The sequence below is a fragment of the Paraburkholderia sp. LEh10 genome, assembly GCF_017814945.1.
GTDB lineage: Bacteria > Pseudomonadota > Gammaproteobacteria > Burkholderiales > Burkholderiaceae > Paraburkholderia.
Window position 1 is genome coordinate 211709 of sequence record NZ_JAGIPX010000004.1, and the last position, 21388, is coordinate 233096.

At 63.5% G+C, this 21388-nt stretch carries 17 protein-coding genes and 5 tRNA genes; 6 read left to right on the forward strand and 16 right to left on the reverse strand.

Annotated elements, in window-relative coordinates:
• Positions 1-97 precede the first annotated feature (97 nt).
• A complete protein-coding gene (locus tag J8I87_RS05195; protein WP_209930369.1) occupies positions 98-1774 on the forward strand; it encodes a DEAD/DEAH box helicase in 1677 nt (558 codons plus the stop codon).
• A gap of 393 nt (positions 1775-2167) precedes the next feature.
• Positions 2168-3475, forward strand: coding sequence for an isocitrate lyase (aceA, locus tag J8I87_RS05200; RefSeq protein ID WP_209930370.1), 1308 nt, complete (start codon positions 2168-2170; stop codon positions 3473-3475).
• A 304-nt stretch (positions 3476-3779) separates the two neighbouring features.
• On the opposite strand, the gene J8I87_RS05205 is transcribed toward aceA, so the two are convergent.
• Both J8I87_RS05205 and J8I87_RS05210 read right to left on the reverse strand, forming a co-directional pair.
• Positions 3780-4214, reverse strand: a complete 435-nt coding sequence (locus J8I87_RS05205) for a universal stress protein (RefSeq protein ID WP_012400765.1) — start codon at positions 4212-4214, stop codon at positions 3780-3782.
• A gap of 255 nt (positions 4215-4469) precedes the next feature.
• Positions 4470-5372, reverse strand: coding sequence for a LysR family transcriptional regulator (locus tag J8I87_RS05210; protein WP_209930422.1), 903 nt, complete (start codon positions 5370-5372; stop codon positions 4470-4472).
• Between the two features lie 153 nt (positions 5373-5525).
• Between J8I87_RS05210 and J8I87_RS05215 the strand changes: the two genes are divergently transcribed.
• Positions 5526-6326 (forward strand): haloacid dehalogenase type II, encoded by an 801-nt coding sequence (locus J8I87_RS05215; protein WP_209930371.1) that lies wholly within the window; start codon positions 5526-5528, stop codon positions 6324-6326.
• 90 nt (positions 6327-6416) lie between these two features.
• Positions 6417-8009: a malate synthase A gene (aceB, locus tag J8I87_RS05220; protein WP_209930372.1), complete on the forward strand. Its 1593-nt coding sequence runs from the start codon at positions 6417-6419 to the stop codon at positions 8007-8009.
• A 187-nt stretch (positions 8010-8196) separates the two neighbouring features.
• Here aceB and J8I87_RS05225 read toward each other — a convergent pair whose 3' ends face one another.
• A complete protein-coding gene (locus J8I87_RS05225) occupies positions 8197-8604 on the reverse strand; it encodes a gamma-glutamylcyclotransferase (protein WP_209930373.1) in 408 nt (135 codons plus the stop codon).
• 58 nt (positions 8605-8662) lie between these two features.
• Entirely contained in the window at positions 8663-9157 is a 495-nt protein-coding gene (rraA, locus tag J8I87_RS05230; protein ID WP_209930374.1) for a ribonuclease E activity regulator RraA, read from the reverse strand.
• Positions 9158-9315: 158 nt separating this feature from the next.
• Here rraA and J8I87_RS05235 point away from each other — a divergent pair, with 158 nt between their 5' ends.
• Positions 9316-10200 carry an AraC family transcriptional regulator gene (locus J8I87_RS05235; protein ID WP_209930375.1) on the forward strand — a complete coding sequence of 295 codons (885 nt, stop codon included), beginning with the start codon at positions 9316-9318 and terminating at the stop codon, positions 10198-10200.
• A gap of 92 nt (positions 10201-10292) precedes the next feature.
• Here the strand turns inward: J8I87_RS05235 and J8I87_RS05240 are convergent, their stop codons facing one another.
• The 7 genes from J8I87_RS05240 to gltX form a co-directional block, all read right to left on the reverse strand.
• Positions 10293-10757, reverse strand: coding sequence for a GNAT family N-acetyltransferase (locus J8I87_RS05240; RefSeq protein WP_209930376.1), 465 nt, complete (start codon positions 10755-10757; stop codon positions 10293-10295).
• Positions 10758-10946: 189 nt separating this feature from the next.
• A tRNA-Asp gene (locus tag J8I87_RS05245) sits at positions 10947-11023 on the reverse strand.
• A 76-nt stretch (positions 11024-11099) separates the two neighbouring features.
• Positions 11100-11175 (reverse strand) — tRNA-Glu (locus J8I87_RS05250).
• A gap of 66 nt (positions 11176-11241) precedes the next feature.
• Positions 11242-11318 (reverse strand) — tRNA-Asp (locus J8I87_RS05255).
• Positions 11319-11394: 76 nt separating this feature from the next.
• A tRNA-Glu gene (locus J8I87_RS05260) sits at positions 11395-11470 on the reverse strand.
• 143 nt (positions 11471-11613) lie between these two features.
• Positions 11614-11689 (reverse strand) — tRNA-Ala (locus J8I87_RS05265).
• Between the two features lie 137 nt (positions 11690-11826).
• Positions 11827-13236 (reverse strand): glutamate--tRNA ligase, encoded by a 1410-nt coding sequence (gltX, locus tag J8I87_RS05270; protein ID WP_209930377.1) that lies wholly within the window; start codon positions 13234-13236, stop codon positions 11827-11829.
• Positions 13237-13616: 380 nt separating this feature from the next.
• On the opposite strand from gltX, the gene J8I87_RS05275 reads away from it, so the two are divergent.
• On the forward strand, positions 13617-14570 hold the full coding sequence (locus tag J8I87_RS05275; protein WP_209930378.1) for a patatin-like phospholipase family protein: 954 nt from the start codon (positions 13617-13619) through the stop codon (positions 14568-14570).
• Between the two features lie 152 nt (positions 14571-14722).
• Here J8I87_RS05275 and J8I87_RS05280 read toward each other — a convergent pair whose 3' ends face one another.
• From J8I87_RS05280 to J8I87_RS05300, 5 genes are all read right to left on the reverse strand, one after another.
• On the reverse strand, positions 14723-15394 hold the full coding sequence (locus J8I87_RS05280; protein ID WP_209930379.1) for a C40 family peptidase: 672 nt from the start codon (positions 15392-15394) through the stop codon (positions 14723-14725).
• 161 nt (positions 15395-15555) lie between these two features.
• On the reverse strand, positions 15556-17175 hold the full coding sequence (locus tag J8I87_RS05285; RefSeq protein ID WP_209930380.1) for an ABC transporter ATP-binding protein: 1620 nt from the start codon (positions 17173-17175) through the stop codon (positions 15556-15558).
• Positions 17172-18278 (reverse strand): ABC transporter permease, encoded by a 1107-nt coding sequence (locus J8I87_RS05290; protein ID WP_209930381.1) that lies wholly within the window; start codon positions 18276-18278, stop codon positions 17172-17174. The genes J8I87_RS05285 and J8I87_RS05290 overlap by 4 nt, the downstream gene beginning before the upstream one ends.
• A gap of 1 nt (position 18279) precedes the next feature.
• Entirely contained in the window at positions 18280-19320 is a 1041-nt protein-coding gene (locus J8I87_RS05295) for a microcin C ABC transporter permease YejB (protein WP_209930382.1), read from the reverse strand.
• A 52-nt stretch (positions 19321-19372) separates the two neighbouring features.
• Positions 19373-21295, reverse strand: a complete 1923-nt coding sequence (locus J8I87_RS05300; RefSeq protein WP_209930383.1) for an extracellular solute-binding protein — start codon at positions 21293-21295, stop codon at positions 19373-19375.
• Positions 21296-21388: the final 93 nt, after the last annotated feature.

Below are 21388 nucleotides of genomic sequence, written 5' to 3' on the forward strand. Positions count from 1 at the left end.
TTTTCGATTTGCTCGCTGCTTCTTTGCTCGCTGAATCCGACGACTTGGGTATGCCGATTGGCGTTGACGTGTTATTCCCCATGTTTCAAGGATTCTCATGACTTCGAGCAATACCTCCAGCCCGCTGAACGCCATCGCCGATCAAGCCCTCGGTCTCGACACGCCGGAAACGGCCGTGCAAGCTCCCGAAGCTGAAGGCCCGACGTTCGCGTCGCTGGGTCTGTCGGCGGAGATCGTCTCGGCACTGACGGCCGCCGGCTACAAGGCGCCGACGCCCGTGCAGCAGCGCGCGATCCCGGCCGGCATCGCGGGCCGCGACCTGCTGGTGTCGAGCCCGACGGGTTCGGGCAAGACGGCGGCGTTCATGCTGCCCGCCATCGAGCGTTTCGCCCAGCTGCAAAAGGCGCAAGCCAACCAACCGCGCGAGCCGCGCAGCGACAGCAATGGCGGCGGCCGCGGCCGCCGTCCGATGCCCGTCGCGCGTCCGGGCCTGCTGGTCCTCACGCCGACCCGCGAACTCGCGATGCAGGTTACGACGGCCGCTTCGACCTACGGCAAGCACCTTCGCCGTCTGCGCACCGTCAGCATCCTAGGCGGCGTCGCGTACGGCCAGCAGTTGATGCTGCTCGCGAAGAACCCCGAAATCCTCGTCGCCACGCCCGGCCGTCTGCTCGACCATCTGGAGCGCGGCCGTATCGACCTGTCGCAACTGCAGATGCTCGTGCTCGACGAAGCCGACCGCATGCTCGACATGGGCTTCATCGACGACATCGAAACAATCGTCGCCGCGACGCCCGCCACGCGTCAGACGATGCTGTTCTCGGCGACGCTCGACGGCAAGATCGGCTCGCTGACGGGCCGTCTGCTGAAAGACCCCGAGCGTATCGAGATCACGCAGAAGATCGAGTCGCGCGCCAACATCGCGCAGAGCGTGCATTACGTCGACGACCGCGATCACAAGGACCGCCTGCTCGACCACCTGTTGCGCGACGTGAGCCTCGACCAGGCAATCGTGTTCACGGCGACCAAGAGCGACGCGGACATGCTGGCTGGGCGTCTCGCCGATGCTGGCTTCGAATCGGCTGCGCTGCACGGCGACCTGCCGCAAGGCGCGCGCAACCGCACGATCCGCGCGCTGCGCGAGCGCCGCGTGCGCGTGCTGGTCGCGACGGACGTCGCGGCCCGCGGCATTGACATCCCCGGCATCACGCACGTGTTCAACTATGATCTGCCGAAGTTCGCCGAAGACTACGTGCACCGTATCGGCCGCACCGGCCGCGCGGGCCGCTCGGGTATCGCGGTGAGCCTCGTGCATCACGCGGAACAGGGCGCGTTGAAGCGCATCGAGCGTTTCGTTCGCGCGCCGCTGCCCGTCAACGTGGTCGCCGGCTTCGAGCCGCGTAAGGCGCCGCCCGCCAACGGTCGCGGCGGCTTCGGCGGCCGTGGCCGTCCGGGCGGTAATGGCGGCGGCGGCCGTCGCTACGGCGGCAAGCCGGGCTATGGTTCGCGCGACGGCAACGGTGGCGGCTACGGCGCACGCGAAGGCGGTGGTGGCTACGGCGCACGCGAAGGCGGTGGTGGCTACGGCGCCCGCGAAGGCGGCAACGGCGGCGGCCGCGGCTGGGGCGGCAAGCCCGCGGGCGGCTCGCGTGAAGGCGGCTACGGTGGCGGTTCGCGCGAAGGCTATCGCAGCGAAGGCTATCGCGGCAATCGCGAAGGCGGCTACGGTGCACGTCGCAACGACGGCCCGCGCAACACGCGCCGCGGCGACTAAACGTTCTTCTCGGCGCTGACAACGCCCCGCCAGCGGCGTGCAATAATCCGCTGCACAACCAAAACCGACGCCCCGCGTCGGTTTTTTTTCGTCGCGCCCTCATTTCACGATGCGGAAAATTTTTTTGCGTCGTAAAAAATCGTGCTGCGAAGCACAAGAAGCGCGGTTGCAACATGGAAAATCTCGTTTCTTATTGCGGAATGTTCCGCATAAGCATTTGATTTACAACAAATAAAAATCATCAAAAAAGCCGGTCCGGTGTCTGTTCCGGGCACTGCCTTTTGCCTAGACTCTTATATAAGACCTCGCGAAACGAAACGCTCCCCGAAGCCCACGCTTCGCGAAAGTCAAAAGTCCATCGAACCCCTTTTCAAGGCAAAAAAGGAGCACACCATGACGCGCACCGAACAGGCAAAACAACTTCAGCAGCAATGGGAAACGGATAGCCGCTGGAAGGGCATCAAGCGCGGCTTCACGGCGGAAGACGTCGTGCGCCTGCGCGGCTCGCTGCAGGCCGAACACACTATCGCGCGCCACGGCGCTGAAAAGCTCTGGAACGCGATGCAGGAAGAACCGTTCGTCAACGCGCTCGGCGCGCTGACGGGCAACCAGGCGATGCAGCAGGTCAAGGCCGGCCTGAAAGCCATCTATCTGTCGGGCTGGCAGGTCGCGGGCGACGCCAACGTGGCGGGCGAAATGTACCCGGACCAGTCGCTGTATCCGGCGAACTCGGTGCCGCTCGTCGTGAAGCGCATCAACAACACGCTCACGCGCGCTGACCAGATTCAATGGTCGGAAGGCAAAAACCCGGGCGACGAAGGCTATATCGACTACTTCGCCCCGATCGTGGCCGACGCGGAAGCCGGTTTCGGCGGCGTGCTGAACGCGTTCGAGCTGATGAAGGCGATGATCGAAGCGGGCGCGGCGGGCGTGCACTTCGAAGACCAGCTCGCTTCCGTGAAGAAGTGTGGCCATATGGGCGGCAAGGTGCTCGTCCCGACGCGCGAGAACGTCGCGAAGCTGACGGCCGCGCGTCTCGCCGCCGACGTCTGCGGCGTGCCGACCGTGCTGATCGCGCGCACCGACGCGGAAGCCGCCGATTTGATCACATCGGACATCGATGACAACGACAAGCCGTTCCTCACGGGCGAGCGCACGGTGGAAGGCTTCTTCCGCACGAAGCCCGGCCTCGAGCAGGCCGTGTCGCGCGGTCTCGCGTATGCGCCTTACGCCGATCTGATCTGGTGCGAGACGGGCAAGCCGGACCTCGAGTACGCGAAGAAATTCGCCGAGGCGATCCACAGGGAATTCCCGGGCAAGATGTTGTCGTATAACTGCTCGCCGTCGTTCAACTGGAAGAAGAACCTCGACGACGCGACGATCGCCAAGTTCCAGAAGGAACTCGGTGCGATGGGCTACAAGTTCCAGTTCATCACGCTTGCGGGCTTCCACGCGCTGAACTACTCGATGTTCAACCTCGCGCACGGCTATGCGCGCCAGCAGATGAGCGCGTTCGTCGAACTGCAGCAAGCCGAGTTCGCCGCCGCCGAGAAGGGCTTCACGGCCGTCAAGCATCAGCGCGAAGTCGGCACGGGCTACTTCGACGCCGTCACGCAAACGGTGGAACGCGAAGCCTCGACGACGGCCCTGCATGGCTCGACGGAAGACGAACAGTTCTTCGACAACAAGAAGGTCGCCTGAAACGGCTGACGTCATCCGACGTCGGCGGATTTAGCGGCTAGACGAGCAGCATCATGAAGCACGGCCCCGCAGAGGGCCGGTTTCAATCTCTTCCCAGCGAGGAAGGCCGGACGGCGCGACGTTTGACGAGCGCCGCCCGCAATTCCAAGCGTCGAATCTGCGCGAGCCTCGATTACACGATTACACGAGACGGGAGGCAACGCGCATGCGACCGTGCTGTCCGCTGGCGTGCGTCCTTTCAGAAGTATCAGGTCAAGGCTTAGAACTGTGGTCAACGCATGCGGGGAAGCCAGAGAAAAGCTCGCTACCGATAGACGATCACGGGGATTTTCGTATGCGTGAGCACGCGCTGCGTCTCACTGCCGATCAGCAGACTGCCGAGTCCGCGCCGCCCGTGCGACGCCATGAAGATAACATCGCAGCCGCCCTGCTCGGCCGCTTCAATGATGCCGAGATACGGCGACGGATGGACACTCGTCTGGCTCGTGCATTCGACACCCGCGCCGCGCGCCGCCTCCTCGACTTCCTGCAGATGTTGACGCGCTTCGCGCTCGCTGCGGTCCTGAAAATCGACAGGTGGTTCGATCACGACTTCGGAAAACGGCGAGTACGGATACTGCGGCAGGCACGCATACGCAGTGACGCGCGCTCCGACGGCCTGAGCGAGATCGATCGCGCCGTCGATCGCCTTTTTAGACAGGTCCGAACCATCGGTCGGAACGAGGATGTGCTTGAACATGGTGCCCTCCGTCGTCGACTGCAGGTGTGGAATACGCACGCATGCGGCTTGCCGGTATGGATAACGAACCATGCATCCCGCATCGGCACGCGCGCGCAACCGCCTGCGCCGCAGCGGTTGCACGGCCGTGCGGCGGGCTGTCAAAACGATTGTAATGCGCCGAAATGCCGTGCAAGGGGCGCGTGCGGGCTTCTCCGCATATCGGAAACCCGCGCGCGAACTGACATCCCGCTTGCAGCACGACGCGCGTCGCGATCAGCCCCAATAGGCCGGATTGCCATACGTATGCTTGAGAAAGTCGAGGAAAAGCCGCACGCGCAACGGCAAATGACGCCGCTGCGGGAACACGGCATGAATGCCGATCGGGGGCGCGGCGAAGTCGTCCAGCACGCTGACGAGCCGACCCGCCGCGATGTCCGTGCCGACTTCCCACCACGAACGCCACGCGAGTCCGTGGCCTTCGAGGCACCACTCGTGCAGCACCGCGCCGTCCGAACATTCCATCGTGCCCGACACCTTGATCGTCACGACCTTGTCGCCCTGCTGGAACACCCAGCCACGCTGCTGGGTCGCGCTCGCGCCGAGCGCGAGGCAATTGTGATGAGCGAGATCCGCAAGGGTCTGCGGCGCTGCGCGCTTCGCCAGGTACATCGGCGACGCGACACATACGCGTTTGTTCTCCCCGAGTCTCAACGATACCAGCGACGAATCGGGCAATTCTCCAAGCCGTATCGCGCAATCGAAGCCTTCATTGATGAGATCGACCATGCGATCGGAGAGATCGAGAGAAATCGACACATCCGGATGCGCGACGGTGAATGCGGGCACGAGTGGCGCGACGTGCCGCCGGCCGAAGCCCGCCGGAGCGGACACGCGCAGATGGCCGCTCGCCTTCACGCCGCCAGCAGACACACTCGCTTCCGCGTTCTGCATGTCGTGAATGATGCGCTGACAGTCTTCAAGGAACGCCGAGCCTTCGTAGGTCAGCGTAATGCGGCGCGTCGTGCGCACGAGCAACTTGACGCCGAGGCGCTCTTCGAGCGCGTCGATGCGCCGGCCGATGATCGCGGGCGCGACGCCCTCGGCTTGCGCTGCTGCGGACAGACTGCCGCGCGCCGCGACGGTCACGAAAGTCTCGATCTGCTTGAACCGGTCCATCTGCGAGCGGGTGGCGCATGCATCGCGCACGAATAAGGGGATGCGCGCCAGATTAGGGTGATGAAAGTAAAAGATCAAGTGATCTTTACAGTCTTTTTTAGCACAAGCCGTCACGAATAGAATCGATCCCGACCTCTGATGGAGCGCAAGGCAATGTCGGCCACAACGACACTCTTCCCAAAAGCAGTGATCTTCGACGCATACGGCACGCTGTTCGACGTGCATTCGGTCGTCGCTGCGGCGGAGCAGATGTTCCCGGGCCACGGCGATACGCTCTCAAAGCTGTGGCGGCAAAAACAGATCGAATACGCGCATTTGCGCACATTGTCCGACCCGGCCGGCGCGCGTTACCTGCCGTTCTCGACCATCACACTCGACGCGCTGCGCTACGCCGCGCGCAAGCTCGGCCTCACGTTGGATGCGGCAGGTGAAAAACGTCTGATGGACGAATACGCATGCCTGTCCGCGTTCCCCGACGTCCTGCCCGCGTTGCGGCAGCTGCGCGCCATGCGCGCCGCCCGCGGCGATGCGCAGCTCGGTCTCGGGATTCTCTCGAACGGCAATCCGCAGATGCTCGACATTGCTGTCAAGAGTGCGGGCATGTCGGGAATGTTCGATCGCGTGCTCTCGGTGGACGCCGTGCGCGCGTTCAAGCCCGCACCCGCAGCGTATGCGCTCGGCACGCAGGCGTTCGGCGCGGCCGCCGGCGAGATCGTGTTCGTGTCGTCGAACGGCTGGGACGCGAGCGGTGCGAACTGGTTCGGCTACACCGTCTTCTGGCTCAACCGCGAGGGCGCGCCCGCCGAGGAACTGGGCGTCGCGCCGCATGGCACGGGCAGCACCATGAGGGAACTGATTACTTTTATCGACAACCACGCATCGTCAGAGAAAACGCAGAGAACGGGAAAAGCCGAGAAAGGCAGCAGCCGCGCGCGCCACAGCCCTGGCGCATGACGGCATGTTTTCCCGTCTCGCCGCTCATCGAGACGAAGCATTGCAATTGCATCAACAACATCTTTGAAACTGACCGACCAAGGAGAAATCATGGCGAACACGTTGTCGCTGCCGCAGGGCATGAAAATCACGGGAGAAATCAAGCCCGGTTTCGAGACGATTCTGACGCCGCAAGCGCTCGAACTCGTCGCGAGCCTGCACCGCACGTTCGAGTCGCGCCGCCAGCAGTTGCTGAAACTGCGCGCCGAGCGCGCAAAGCGTCTGGATGCCGGCGAGCGTCCGGACTTTCTCTCGGAAACGAAGCGCATCCGCGAAGGCGACTGGACGATCGCGCCGCTGCCACAAGACCTGCAATGCCGCCGCGTCGAGATCACAGGTCCCGTCGACCGCAAGATGATCATCAATGCGCTGAACTCGGGCGCGGACTCGTACATGACCGATTTCGAGGACTCGAATGCGCCGAGCTGGGACAACCAGATCACGGGCCATCTCAACCTGAAGGAAGCCGTGCGCCGGACGATCTCGCTCGAGCAGAACGGCAAGTCGTACAGGCTCAACGACAAGATCGCGACGCTGATCGTGCGTCCGCGCGGCTGGCATCTTGACGAGAAGCACGTCACCGTCGACGGCCAGCGCGTGTCGGGCGGCATCTTCGACTTCGCGCTGTTCCTGCATCACAACGCGAAGGAACAGTTGTCGCGCGGCACGGGCGCCTACTTCTATCTGCCGAAGATGGAAAGCCACCTTGAAGCGCGCCTGTGGAACGACATCTTCATCGCCGCGCAGGAAGCCGTCGGCGTGCCGCGCGGCACGATTCGCGCGACCGTGTTGATCGAAACGATCCTCGCCGCGTTCGAGATGGATGAGATTCTCTACGAACTGCGTGAACACAGCTCCGGACTGAACGCGGGACGTTGGGACTACATCTTCTCGGCAATCAAGAAGTTCAAGAACGATAAGGACTTCTGTCTTGCGGATCGTTCACAGATCACGATGACGGTGCCGTTCATGCGTGCGTATGCGCTTCACTTGCTGAAGACCTGCCATCGACGCAATGCGCCCGCGATCGGCGGCATGAGCGCGCTGATTCCGATCAAGAACGACGCGGCCGCAAACGACAAGGCGATGGCGGGCGTGCGTTCGGACAAGGCGCGCGACGCGACGGACGGCTACGACGGCGGCTGGGTCGCGCATCCGGGCCTCGTTCCCATCGCGATGGAAGAGTTCGTGAAGGTGCTCGGCGACAAGCCGAACCAGATCGGCAAGCAACGCGACGACGTGCAGGTGACGGGCAAGGATCTGCTCGACTTTCGTCCGGAAGCGCCCATCACCGAGGCAGGCCTGCGCAACAACATCAACGTCGGCATTCACTACCTTGGCTCGTGGCTCGCGGGCAACGGCTGCGTGCCGATCCACAACCTGATGGAAGACGCGGCGACGGCCGAGATTTCGCGCTCGCAGGTCTGGCAGTGGATTCGCTCGCCGAAAGGCAAGCTCGACGACGGCCGCAAAGTCACGGCCGATCTCGTGCGCGCACTGACGGCGCAGGAACTGGACAAGGTGAAGGCCGTGATCGCCGGCGATACGACGCCGTACGATCGCGCCGCGCAAATCTTCAGCGAAATGTCGACGTCGGAGGCATTCACCGAGTTTCTGACGCTGCCGCTGTACGAAGAACTCTGAGCACGGCGACGCGTGTCGAAGGGCTGACGCCTGCTTGTATTCCGACACGCGGCGCTGAAGCTCAACGGTTGACCGACCGGGAATGGCCTGGCGGGCGTCGTGCCTGTTGGGCCGTTCTTTTTCCTGCCTATAGACCACCAGCATGACCGCCAGCATGCACGCGATGCACGATGCCCTGGTGTTTCGATCACCGGCCGTTCGCACGCCGATGCGTGACCCAGTCGCCGCAACGAATTTCCGGCAACCCTTTGACCGAGTCACGCTGCACCGGATAGTAGCGGCATGTCACGGGTGTGCCTTTCACTTCGACGGTCACTTCGCGCGGCACGAACAGCCCCTCGACGCCCGGATAGACCTCCTCGATCTTGTCGAGCACGGCGACCAGTTCGTCGTCGATTTCATAGACGTCGCCCCGCACATGAATGCCCGCGTCATCCGGCACGAAACCGGGATAGGCGCCGAAGTCGAACAGACGGCCACGCACGGTGGCCGAACCGACAAGGGTCGGCGCGGCGATGTCGTTGCGTGCCGCCGCGGCGCCGATATCGTTGATCTCACCGGCACGCAAGGTGCCGTACACAAACACGTTCTGCATCAGTCCATTGTCCTCCGTCCAAACATGAGCCACGATGAGTGACGGTTAGCGCCGCGCGTCACGCGAGCGACGCGCTCGCGATCAGCACGCCATCGATGTCCGCATACACCCATTCACCCGGCCGCACCACCGAGCCGGGCAGACGCACGGGTACGTCCCGCTCGCCGCCGCCTCGCTTCTGGCTGCGCTGTGGATGCGTGGCAAGCGCGACGACGCCGAGGTTGCATTCGTTCAGTTCGAGCGTGTCGCGTACGCAGCCGAACACGACGATGCCGGCCCAGCCGTTCTTTTCACCGAGCTTGCCGAGATTGCCTCCGACCAGCGCGCAACGCAGACTGCCGCCGCCATCGACGACCAGCACACGCCCCGCGCCTTTCTCTTCGAGCGTTGCACGCACCAGCGTGTTGTCTTCGAACACCTTCAGTGTCACCGCCTCCCCGCCAAAACGCGCGGCGCGGCCAAAGCGGCTGAACACGGGATCGAGCACGCGCAGCGTGCCCGCCGCGAGCTGGTCTTCGTGTGCATCGCATAGATCCGTAGTGGCGAAATTCATTGGCTTCTCCTCATCGGCGCCATAAATCCGGTGCATTATGCCGCGCCATTTTCGCGGTGTCGCATCGGCCATTCGGCTAATGTCCGGATGACGCGCCCGATCCTACAATGACAGGCGTCATGCGGCCCGACACACGCCGCCTTCCAAACCGATATGACATGACAGAAGCCACCCATTCACCGCCGTCCGCCGCAAAAGCGCCCTCCGGGCTTTCGGAACGCGTCGACTTCGCCGACATCCCACCGGAGTTCGCGCCCACACCCACGCATCCGATCCGAGTGCGCTCGCGGCCCATGCCGGCAGGCGTGCGCATCGCTCGACACACGCACGCATGGGCGCAAGTCGCGTATGCATCGCGCGGCGTGCTCCGCGTCGGCACGTTTGGTACCACGTGGATGGTGCCGCCGTCGCGCGCGATCTGGGTTCCGCCGTATGTGCTGCACGAGGTCGTCATCGTCGAAGATGCGTTCCTGCGCACGCTCTATGTCAACGAAGCGGCCGTCCCGGCTGGGCTGGATGCGTGCAGGGTCGTCGAGGTTTCGGGGCTGCTGCGCGAAGTCATCGCCGCGCTCGATACACCGGGCTTGCCGCCCGGCCGCGAGCGGCTGCTCGGCTCGCTGGCGCTGGATGAGATCACGCGCTCGCAGCCCCTGCCGCTGTCCGTGCCAATGCCCACGGAAAAGCGTCTACGCGCGCTATGCGAAGCGGTGCTCGCCGACCCGGCGAATGCGGATTCGCTGGAGCGCTGGGCATCGACGGTCGGCGCCAGCACGCGCACCATTGCGCGACTCTTTCGGCAGGAACTGGGCGTGAGCTTTTCGCAATGGCGCCAGCAGGCCGTGCTGGCCCGCGCGATTCCGTTGCTTAGCCAGGGTCGAGCGCTGTCGCATGTCGCGCGCGAGTTGGGCTATCAGAGTCAGAGCGCGTTTTCCGCGATGTTCCGGCGCGCGTTTGGAGAAAGTCCCCGGGCGTTCATGGAGCGCGGCGCGGAGCACCGGCGCAATGAGCCAGAGCATGAGGACGCCGACGATGCGCCGACGTGACGGAGAGACGCCCATACAAAGGCCCCACGGACGGGCGTTCTGTTCGCGATGGGCTCGACGGCTGCGGAAACGTCGATGCGCCCGCAACACACTCAGACGCGCCGCGCCATATGACGGATTGAGCCAAGCTGCGCGAGACGCGGACCCGCGAGCCGGTAACCCAGGCGCTGATAAAGACGCGCAGCGGGATTGTCGACGAAGACGCGCAACTGCAGTTCGGAAAGGCCGCGCGCCCTGGCCCAGCGATGCGACGTATTCAGCAGGTAGGTGCCCGCGCCGCGCCGGCGATGGCCTTCGGCAATCTGCACATCGCGGATGTGCAGCGAGTCGCCCTCCTCCGTAATGCGCAGCACGCCGATCCTTTCACCGTCCACTTCGAGAATGAAATTTTCCGACTCGCGCCAGCTTGCAAGGAACAGGTCGCTGCGCCACACGAGATGGTGCCGACGGTAGTAGCCGCCCATGTTATTGCGCGTCAGCGCCTCGGCGAACTGAAAGTCGTCCATGCTGGCCTTGCGCAAATGGAAGGGAGACGGAACGTCGGTCGGGTCGAGCATCGCGCGGAGGACGGAAAAGTCGGTCCGCTCAACGTTAAGGCACGCGCAACGCGCTGGCAATGGCTGTTTGCCCCACGCCGTGCGATCGGTCTGACAACGAAGGCCTGGCGGCGATAATCAGGGCATCGGCTCGAACTTGACGAGCACAAAACAAAAAGCCCGCTGACGTTTCAGCGGGCTTCTCGATTGTGGCGGAGCGGACGGGACTCGAACCCGCGACCCCCGGCGTGACAGGCCGGTATTCTAACCGACTGAACTACCGCTCCAGTCTTGCTACCTGACTTGCGAGCGTCGGTTATTTCTCGCAAGCGCATCGCCTGATTTACAGACAACGCCAGTATTTGGCGTCCCCTAGGGGATTCGAACCCCTGTACTCACCGTGAAAGGGTGATGTCCTAGGCCTCTAGACGAAGGGGACAACGTACTTCACACACTACTGCTTACACCTTTAACGAAAAAGCCCGCTCACCGAACGGGCTTAATCTGGCGGAGTGGACGGGACTCGAACCCGCGACCCCCGGCGTGACAGGCCGGTATTCTAACCGACTGAACTACCACTCCAGTCTTGCTACCTGACTTGCGAGCGTCGGTTATTTCTCGCAAGCGCATCGCCTGATTTACAGACAACGCCAGTATTTGGCGTCCCCTAGGGGATTCGAACCCCTGTACTCACCGTGAAAGGGTGATGTCCTAGGCCTCTAGACGAAGGGGACATAATCTTTTCAGATCTGTCTCGTTCTTGCTGCTAACTTCATTCATCAGCAGCGAAGACCGCTATCATAACTGCTTTGTTACTACTTGTGAAGTCTTTTTTTCTACAACTCCCTGCTAACCGGGACAACTTCACTTGTTCTGATGGTGGAGGTAAGCGGGATCGAACCGCTGACCTCTTGCATGCCATGCAAGCGCTCTCCCAGCTGAGCTATACCCCCTTGCAGAACAGAAGCGAGATTGTAGAGAGCAATTTTCGCTTTGTAAATACCTCTTGAGTCGCTTTCTACAATTTTTTTGCGAAGCCGCGCAATCATCGCGCAGCTTCGACAGCCAGTGCAGGCCAGCCCCCACCCGCTCAGGCAAGCGCCTTTTCGATACGGCTGACCACGACGTCGCGACCAAAAAGCATCAGCACGCTGTCGATCGACGGCGTATGCGTCGTTCCCGCGATCAGCAGACGCACGGGCATCGCGAGCTGAGGCATTTTCAGCTTGTGTGCGCCAAGCGTCGCCTTCAGCGCGGCAGCGATGCCCTCCTTGGTCCACTCGCAGCGCTTGAGCGCACCGGCGAGTTCGGCGAGCGCCGGACGCACCGCGTCCGTCACGTGCTGCGAGAGCGCGTCCGCATCCGGATTCGGCTCGCGATAGAACATCGCGGCATTGTCGGCAATCTCCTTCACCGTCGACGCGCGATCCTTCAGCAGCGCGATGACGCTCGCCAGATCCGCGCCCTTCGCGAGCGTCGCTTCGTCGATACCGAGCGCAGCGAAGAACGGCTTGCTCAGGTCGGCGAGACGCGCGTTGTCCGCTTCCTTAATGTAGTGATTGTTCAGCCAGTTGAGCTTGTTGTGGTCGTACTGCGCCGGCGACTTGCCCAGGTGCTCGAGATCGAACCATTCGACGAACTGCTCGCGCGAGAAAATTTCGGCGTCGCCATGCGACCAGCCGAGTCGCGCGAGATAGTTCAGCACGGCTTCCGGCAGATAGCCGGCATCGCGATAACCCATCACGCTCATCGCGCCGTGACGCTTGCTCATCTTCTCGCCCTGTTCGTTCAGCACGGTAGGCAGGTGCGCATAGACGGGCGGCTCGGCGCCGAGCGCGCGCAGGATGTTAATCTGGCGCGGCGTGTTGTTCACGTGATCGTCGCCGCGAATCACGTGCGTGATCTTCATGTCGAGATCGTCGACGACCACGCAGAAGTTGTAGGTCGGCGTGCCGTCGGGACGCGCGATCACGAGGTCGTCGAGTTCTTCGTTGGAGATTTCGACGCGGCCCTTCACGGCATCTTCCCACGCGACCACGCCCGTCAGCGGATTGCGAAAGCGCAGCACGGGCTCCACGCCCGCGGGTGGCGTCGGCAACACCTTGCCCGGCTCGGGCCGCCACGTGCCGTCATAGCGCGGCTTCTCGCCCGCGGCGCGCTGGCGCTCGCGCAACGCGTCGAGTTCTTCCGTCGACATGTAGCACGGATACGCGAGCCCCTGCTCCTGCATCTGCTTGAGCACTTCGCGATAGCGGTCCATGCGCTGCATCTGGTAGAAGGGACCTTCGTCGTAATCGAGGCCGAGCCATCGCATGCCTTCGAGAATCGCATCGACCGATCGCTCACTCGAACGCTCGACGTCGGTGTCCTCGATACGCAGCACGAACACGCCCTTGGACTTGCGCGCGAACGCCCACGGATACAGCGCGGAACGGATGTTGCCGAGGTGGATGAAGCCGGTGGGACTCGGTGCGAAGCGGGTGCGAACGGGAGTGGTCATGTGCGGTAACTCGAAGACGGACGACGGCGCCGGCGGACATCGAGGCCGGACGCGGCAACGAAAACGGATCGCGCCGGACACCGGCAACCGCGGCTGACGACGGCGCGAACGCGATCAAAAAAGAGAGAGCCGAAATTATACCCGCCGACAGCGTATTCACCGGACCCGGCACTCGCGCTGCGCATCGGACGAAGCGCGCAGCGTCCCAGAGAGGCGGTTCCCTCAGCCGATTGTCGCCCCGCTGCCGCTTTGCATTATGATGTGCGCGCGCCGCCGCTCGCCTGTGCACGGCGCGCCACGATCGCCACCGTCGATCACCTTTGCAAGACCCGCGGCGCGATACTTTCAGGTGAATATTCGCGCCGTCGCTGGAGAAATCGTTGAAACCGTCATCGCCCCATCTGTCCCGCCGCACGTTCTCGATTGCCGCGGCCTCGGCTGTCCTGTCAGCCTGCGCGTCGACGGGCAGCAAGCCCGAGAATGTCGCGCCCACGCCCAGCACCGCGTCCACGTCGCCGGCCCCGCCCGCCGTCAAAGCGCAACGGCCACTGCGCGTGGGACTCGCGCTCGGCGGCGGCGCTGCGCGCGGCTTCGCGCATATCGGCGTGATCAAGGCGCTGGAGGCGCGCGGCATTCAAATCGATCTGGTGTGCGGAACGAGCGCCGGCTCGGTCGTCGGCGCGCTGTACGCGTCGGGTCTGAACGGTTTCGCGCTCAACAAGCTCGCGCTGACAATGGATGAAGCATCGATCAGCGACTGGGCCATGCCGTTTCGCACACGCGGCTTTCTGCAAGGCGTCGCGTTGCAGAATTATCTGAACAAGACGCTCGATAATCGTCCGATCGAGAAGATGGCGAAGCCGCTCGGCGTCGTGGCGACGGATCTGAAAACGGGCCAGCCGATCCTCTTTCAGCGCGGCAACACGGGCATTGCGGTGCGCGCGTCGTCGAGCGTGCCGTCGGTGTTCGAGCCGGTGAAGATCGGCGGACACGAGTACGTCGACGGCGGCCTGGTCAGCCCGGTGCCCGCCTCGTTCGCGCGCAAGATGGGCGCGGACTTCGTGATCGCCGTCGATATCTCTGCGCGGCCCGAGACAGCCGTCACGGAAAGCTCATTCGATGTGCTGATGCAGACGTTCACAATCATGGGGCAGACGATCAAGGCGTACGAACTCGACAAATACGCCGACGTCGTGATTCGTCCGAATCTGAACGCAATGAGCGGCACCGACTTCGGACAACGCAACACAGCGATTCTGGCGGGCGAAGAAGCGGCGGCGCGTATCGTGTCCGAACTGCAGCACAAGCTCGCGTCGGCGCGCGCGACTGCCTGATCGCGTCATCGGCCGCACGGCGCGTGCTACGAAGCGGCGTGCGCCGCCGCGGCGAGCCTGACGTTCGCACCTGACGTTCGCACCTGACAAAGCAAAAGGCCCGCTTCGTTCGAAGCGGGCCTTTTGCTTAAAACGGTCGAGAACCGATCGTCTTAGTTGTTGCCACCGATCGTCGCGCTCACGCGCTGACGTAGATCCTGCTGTTGCGGCACCGTCGTCTCGATGCGGCGCGCGCCCGTGAAGCGCTTTTCCCAGTAGCCGTCATCCAGATCGTCGACGCGGATCGTGCTGCCCGTCGACGGCGAATGCACGAACTTGTTGTCACCGATATAGATGCCCACGTGCGAGAACGTGCGGCGCATCGTGTTGAAGAAAACGAGGTCGCCCGGCTTCAGATCGGCGATGCGAACCTTTTCGCCGACGCGGCTCATTTCTTCGGCGCGGCGCGGCAGCGCCATGCCGAGCGTGTCCTGGAACACATAGCGCACGAAGCCGCTGCAATCGAGGCCCGAATCCGGCGTGTCGCCGCCCCAGCGGTAACGCACGCCGATCATGTTCAGCGCGCCGACCACGACGTCGCCTGCCTTGCCGGCCATGCCCGACAGAAAGGAACGAGCGCCGCTCTCCGAATTCGAGACGGCGCTTTGTGCATTTTGTGTGGTGGAGGACACAGAGTTCGACCCGGAAGAGGCCGAGAATGACGCGTTCTGGTTAAAGCTGCTTACTTCATCGGCGAAAGCGCCGGGAGCTGCGGCCATCAGTACGCCAATGAACATCCCGGCGACGACGCGCGTGCAAGCCTGGGTCAGAGTGTGGTGCTGCATTGGTCTGGTGGTTGGTCTTGGGTTAGGGCTGGGGGTGCTGCGGCAGTTTTTGCCTGAAAATCAATGGGCTACGAAAAGTTTGGTCGATACTAGCCAGTAAGTATTCCAATGTCAAAACAAATAGAAAAAAACAATGACGGACCGCACCCAATTGGGGAATGTCAAGTCGTGAATGCCGCTTTCAATAGCTTGCGCGTGTAAGGATGGGCCGGCTCGGCGAAGATCTGTTCGACGGCGCCCGTTTCCACGATGGCCCCGTTTTTCATTACCGCGACGCGATGCGCCATCGCGCCTATCACGGCCAGATCGTGGCTGATGAAGACGAATCCGAGGTTGTATTTCCGCTGCAGACCGGCGAGCAGCCTCAATACCTGCTGCTGGATCGACACGTCCAGGGCGCTCGTTGGCTCGTCGAGAATCAGGATGCGGGGCTCCAGCACGAGCGCGCGCGCGATCGCGATGCGCTGCCGCTGTCCGCCCGAAAATTCGTGCGGGTAACGATGCAGCGCCGTACGGTCGATCCCCACTTCGCGCAGCACGGCGACCACCTTGTCGCGCCGCGCGTCGGTGCCGAGTTGCGGCCGGTGCAGCGCGAGTCCTTCGCCGACGATCCGCTCGATCGTCTGGCGCGGCGAAAGTGAACTAAAAGGATCCTGAAAGACGACCTGCATATTGGAACGCAGCGCCGTCTGCTCGCGCCCGCGATAGCTGCCGAGCGCCCTGCCCTGAAACTCGATCGCGCCGCGCGACATGCGCTGCAGGCCGAGCAGCGCCATCGCCAGCGTCGATTTGCCCGAACCCGATTCCCCGACAATGCCAAGCGTCTCGCCCTGCCGCACGGAAACGCTCGCATCGTCCACCGCGCGAAAATGCCCCGACTGGAACCAGCCGGAGAAGCCGGGCAGCTTCGTCTTGAAGTCGACGCAGACGTCGCGCGCGTCGAGCAGCACGGGCGAAATCGGTAGCACGGGCACGACGGTGCGCTCCGGGCGGCTTTGCAGCAGCCGCTGCGTGTACGGATGCTGCGGCGACGCGAACAGCGTCTCGACGGGTCCGCTCTCGACGAGCACGCCCTTCTCCATCACCGCGACACGGCGCGCGAAGTGCCGCACGAGATTGAGATCGTGCGTGATCAGCAGCACGGCCATGCCGCGCTTTTCCGCTTCGTCGCGCTGCAACTCGAGCAGCAGTTCGACGATCTGCGCGCGGATCGTCACGTCGAGCGCCGTCGTCGGCTCGTCGGCGAGCAGCAATCGAGGACGGCACGCCAGCGCCATCGCGATCATCGCGCGTTGCCGCTGCCCGCCCGACAACTGGTGCGGATAGCTGTTCACCCGCTTGCCCGGCTCCGTGATGCCCGTGCGTTCGAGCAGCGCGACGGCGCGCTTGCGCGCCTCGTTGGCGGCGACGCCGTCGTGCAGCACGATCGTCTCCGCGATCTGGTCGCCGATCGTGTACAGCGGATTGAGGGCTGTCATCGGCTCCTGGAAGATCATCGCGATGTCGGAGCCGCGCAGTCCGCGCATTTCACGCTCGCTCTTCGCGAGCAGATTCTCGCCGTCAAAGCGCACGGCGCCGCTCGTCTGCGCGTCGTTCAGCAAGCGCAGGATCGACAGCGCCGTCACGCTCTTGCCCGAGCCGGACTCGCCGACGAGCGCGACGCGCTCGCCGCGTGCGATCGTAAGCGACACGTCGTCGACGGCGACCGTGTCGCCGAACGTCACACGCAGACGATCGATTTCGAGCAGCGGCCCGCCGCCGGTTGCCGGATTCGCGCTCACTGATTGCCTCCCGCCTTCATCGCGTCGGAGATGCGCGTGTCGAGCGCGTTGCGCAGCGCGTCACCCATGAAGGTCAATAGCAGCAGCGTCACGACGAGCACGCCGAACGTCGCGACGGAAATCCACCACGCGTCGAGATTCGCCTTGCCTTGCGCGAGCAGCTCACCGAGACTCGGCGTCGGCGGCGGCACGCCAAGGCCGAGAAAGTCGAGGCTCGTCAGCGCGAGAATCGCGCCGCTCATCCGGAACGGCAAGAACGTGATGACGGGCGTGAGGCTGTTCGGCAGCACATGCCGCCAGATGATCTGCCAGTTCGACAGGCCCATCGCGCGCGCGGCGCGCACGTAGTCCTGCTGCCGGTTGCGCAGAAACTCCGCGCGCACGTAGTCGGAAAGCCCGAGCCAGCCGAACAGCGACAGCAGCACGATCAGCAGAATGAAGCCTGGCTCGAAGATCGACGCGAAGATGATGAGCAGATACAGCTCCGGCAGCGCGCTCCAGATTTCGATCAGCCGCTGCCCGACGATGTCCGTCTTGCCGCCGAAATAGCCCTGCACGGCACCCGCCAGCACGCCGAGCACGGTGCCGATGAACGTCAGCACCAGCGCGAACTTCACCGACACGGCAAAGCCGTAGACGAGGCGCGCGAACAGATCGCGCCCGCGGTCGTCGGTGCCGAGCCAGTTGTCGCGCGAAGGCGGCGCCGGATTCGGCACCTTCGAAAAATAGTTGAGCGTGTCGTAGTAGTAGCGGTTCAACGGATAGATCGCGAAATTGCCCGGCGCGTCGAAACGATGCTTGATATAGGGATCGAGATAGTCGGCGGGCGTTGGGAAGTCGCCGCCGAACGCCGTCTCCGGGTACGACTTCACGAGCGGAAAATAATAGTGGCCGTCGTAGCGTACGACGAGCGGCTTGTCGTTCGACCACAGCGGCGCGGCGAGGCTCGCCGCGAACGCGACGACGAACACGATCAGACTCCAGTATCCAAGGCGCTGTTGCCGAAAGCGCGACCACACGCGGCGCGCAGGCGACGGCGACACGAACGCGCGTACCGGCTGCGCGCGCGACGACACTTCGGCATCTGTACGAACGCGGCTCAAATCAGCGCTCCAGTTGTTCGAATTGAATGCGTGGATCGACCCACACGTAGCAGAGATCGGAGATCAGCTTGGTCGCGAGCCCGATCAGCGTGAAGAGATAGAGCGTGCCGAGCACGACGGGATAGTCGCGCCGCACCACCGACTCGTACGACAGCAGCCCCAGCCCGTCGAGCGAGAACAGTGTTTCGATCAACAGGCTGCCCGTGAAGAACGCGCCGATGAACGCCGCCGGAAAGCCTACGATCAGCGGCAGCAGCGCGTTGCGGAATACGTGCTTCCACAGCACGCGCCGCTCGGACAGCCCTTTCGCGCGCGCTGTCAGCACGTATTGCTTGCGGATTTCGTCGAGAAACGCGTTCTTCGTGAGCATCGTGACGACGGCGAAGCTGCCGACCACGGAGGCCACGATGGGCAGCGTGATGTGCCACAGATAATCGAGAATCTTGCCGGACAGGCTCAACTGGGCCCAGTTGTCGGATGTGAGATTGCGCAGCGGAAACAGCTGCAGAAACGTGCCGCCGCCGAACAGCACGAGCAGCAGCACGCCGAGCACGAAACCCGGAATCGCGTAGCCGATCAGCACGATCAGGCTCGTCGCGAGATCGAAGCGCGAGCCGTTGCGCACCGCCTTCGCGATGCCGAGCGGCACCGATATCAGATACGTGAGGAAGAAGGTCCATAGCCCGATGCTGATCGACACGGGCAGCTTCGAGACGATCAGCGACCACACGCTTTGGTGGCGGAAATAGCTTTGCCCAAGATCGAAGTGCGAGAAGCGCTTGAGCATCAGCCAGTAGCGTTCGAGCGGCGGCTTGTCGAAGCCGTAGAGCGCTTTCAGTTGCGCGACCTGCTGCGCGTCGACGCCGCTATGCGCGCGCAGCCCGAACGGCGCGCCGCCTTCGGCCGTATTGCGCCGCAGTTCGTGCACCGCCTGCTCGACGGGCCCGCCCGGCACGAACTGGATCACGACGAACGTCAGCGTCAGCACGCCGATCAACGTCGGGATCATCAACAACAGACGTTTGAGGATATAGCTCCACATGGCGGCCATCCGAAATCAAAAATGCGTGACGCGGCAAAGTCAGAGCACGCGGTCAATGCGGCTGCGCGAACCACCACATCGAAGTGATCCACCCTTCCGCCGTATAGTACAGCGGCAAGGTCTTCGGCCAGGCAAGGCCTTGCTTGAACGCCACGCGATGCGTCGCGCTGTACCAGTGCGGCACCATGTAATAGCCATTGATCAGCACGCGATCGAGCGCATGAACGGCATCGACGAGTTGCTCGCGCGTCTGCGCGCCGACGAGCGCGCGCAAGATCGCATCGATGGCGGGCGACCGGAGCCCGATCAGATTGCCCGAGCCCGGTTCGTCGGCGGCCTTGCTGCCGAAACGGTCGATCATGTCCGCACCGGGCACCTGCACATCAGGGAATCGGATCGTCGTGACGTCGAAGTCGAACGCGTCGAGACGCTTCTGATACACCGCGAAGTCCGCCGTGCGCGTGCGCGCCTCGATGCCGAGCTTCTGCAGATTGCGGATATATGGCGCGTACACGGGATCGAAGGTCGCCGACGAACCTGAGTCGTCGAGGATCTCGAACACGAACGGTTCGCCCTTCGCGTTGCGCAGCGCGCCGTCGCGATACGTCCAGCCCGCCTGCGCGAGCAGCGCACGTGCTTCGAGCAGATTCGCGCGCAGCGAACGCGGCGGGTCGGTGTGGGGCTGCTGCGGCGGCGCGCCGAACACGCCGGGCTCGATCTGCGCGCGCCACGGTTCGAGCAGCTTCAGTTCGCCCGGCGACGGCAGGCCCTTCGCCTGCAGATCGGTATTGACGAAGTAGCTGTCGATGCGCCTGTACTGGTTGTAGAACAGCTGCCGGTTGAGCCACTGGAAGTCGAGCGCGAGATCGAGCGCCTTGCGCACGCGCACGTCGGAGAAAAGCGGCCGGCGCTGATTCAGGATGAAGCCCTGCATCCCCGTGCCGTTGTGCTGGGCAAACTCGCGCTTGATCAGCTCGCCACTGTCGAACTTCTTGCCGACGTCGCGCCGCACCCAGTTGCGCGCGACGTACTCGACGAGCGCGTCGTATTCGCCCGCCTTGAACGCTTCGAGACGCGCGGTCGCATCCGAATACAGCTTGTAGTTGATGCGCTCGAAATTGTACATCCCGACGCGCACGGGCAGCTTGTCGCCCCAGTAGTTCGGATCGCGCTTATATGTGATCGTGCGTCCGTTGTCGTAGCCCTCGATCAGATACGGCCCGCTGCCGATCGGCTTTTCGAATGCGAGCTGATCGAACGGCGTGCGGCTGCCGCCCGGCTTCATGCCCCACTTGCGCGAGAACACGGGCATGCCGCCCGCGAGCAACGGCAACTCGCGATTGTGCTGCTTGAACTCGAAGCGCACCGTCGCCGGATCGACGATCACGGCACGCGTGATCTCCGCGAAATACGCGGCGAATTGCGGCGCGGCTTGCGGGCTCTTCAACGTGTCGAACGAGAACTTCACGTCTTCGGCCGTGACGGGATCGCCGTTCGAAAAGCGTGCGCGCGGGTTGATATGGAACGTCGTCGACAGGCCGTCCGGTGCGATGTCGATGTCGTCGGCGAGCAGGCCGTATGCGGACGCGACTTCATCGGCGCTGCCCGTCGTCAGGCTTTCGAACAACAGGCCAATGCCCGGCGCCGCGCTGCCGCGCAGCGTGAACGGATTGAACTTGTCGAAGCTCGTCGAGCGGTCGGGATTCGCGAGCACCAGCGTGCCGCCTCGCGGCGCGTCGGGATTGACGTAGTCGAAATGCCTGAAGTGGGGCGGATACTTCGGGTTGCCGTACTGCGCGATCGCATACGCAGCGTGCGCGTGCCGCACAGTCACGGGCGACATGGCGATCAGCGAACCCGCGCACACGGCCAGCGCCGCGCGCGGCAACGCCTTGCAACGAACACGCGACAGCAGACGAATCACGATGCGCCATGCCGGGCGCGGCGCTTCAACCCGTCGCATGCCTGTTGTCATAGGGGCCTTGTTGGTCAGTGGGCGGTTGCAATGTGAGAGAATTCTACCCAAAATCCCGCGCGCTCCCGCACTTCGTCATAGCGGCGCGCTGAC

Coding starts and splice junctions, on each gene's coding strand:
- J8I87_RS05205 (WP_012400765.1), bottom strand. CDS start 4,214: ATGTTCAAGCACATCCTCGTTCCGACCGATGGTTCGGACCTGTCTAAA.
- rraA (WP_209930374.1), bottom strand. CDS start 9,157: ATGAATTTCGCCACTACGGATCTATGCGATGCACACGAAGACCAGCTC.
- J8I87_RS05295 (WP_209930382.1), bottom strand. CDS start 19,320: ATGTGGAGCTATATCCTCAAACGTCTGTTGTTGATGATCCCGACGTTG.
- J8I87_RS05240 (WP_209930376.1), bottom strand. CDS start 10,757: ATGCTCGACCCGACCGACGTTCCGTCTCCCTTCCATTTGCGCAAGGCC.
- J8I87_RS05195 (WP_209930369.1), top strand. CDS start 98: ATGACTTCGAGCAATACCTCCAGCCCGCTGAACGCCATCGCCGATCAA.
- J8I87_RS05235 (WP_209930375.1), top strand. CDS start 9,316: ATGACAGAAGCCACCCATTCACCGCCGTCCGCCGCAAAAGCGCCCTCC.
- gltX (WP_209930377.1), bottom strand. CDS start 13,236: ATGACCACTCCCGTTCGCACCCGCTTCGCACCGAGTCCCACCGGCTTC.
- aceB (WP_209930372.1), top strand. CDS start 6,417: ATGGCGAACACGTTGTCGCTGCCGCAGGGCATGAAAATCACGGGAGAA.
- J8I87_RS05215 (WP_209930371.1), top strand. CDS start 5,526: ATGTCGGCCACAACGACACTCTTCCCAAAAGCAGTGATCTTCGACGCA.
- J8I87_RS05210 (WP_209930422.1), bottom strand. CDS start 5,372: ATGGACCGGTTCAAGCAGATCGAGACTTTCGTGACCGTCGCGGCGCGC.
- J8I87_RS05300 (WP_209930383.1), bottom strand. CDS start 21,295: ATGACAACAGGCATGCGACGGGTTGAAGCGCCGCGCCCGGCATGGCGC.
- aceA (WP_209930370.1), top strand. CDS start 2,168: ATGACGCGCACCGAACAGGCAAAACAACTTCAGCAGCAATGGGAAACG.
- J8I87_RS05225 (WP_209930373.1), bottom strand. CDS start 8,604: ATGCAGAACGTGTTTGTGTACGGCACCTTGCGTGCCGGTGAGATCAAC.
- J8I87_RS05280 (WP_209930379.1), bottom strand. CDS start 15,394: ATGCAGCACCACACTCTGACCCAGGCTTGCACGCGCGTCGTCGCCGGG.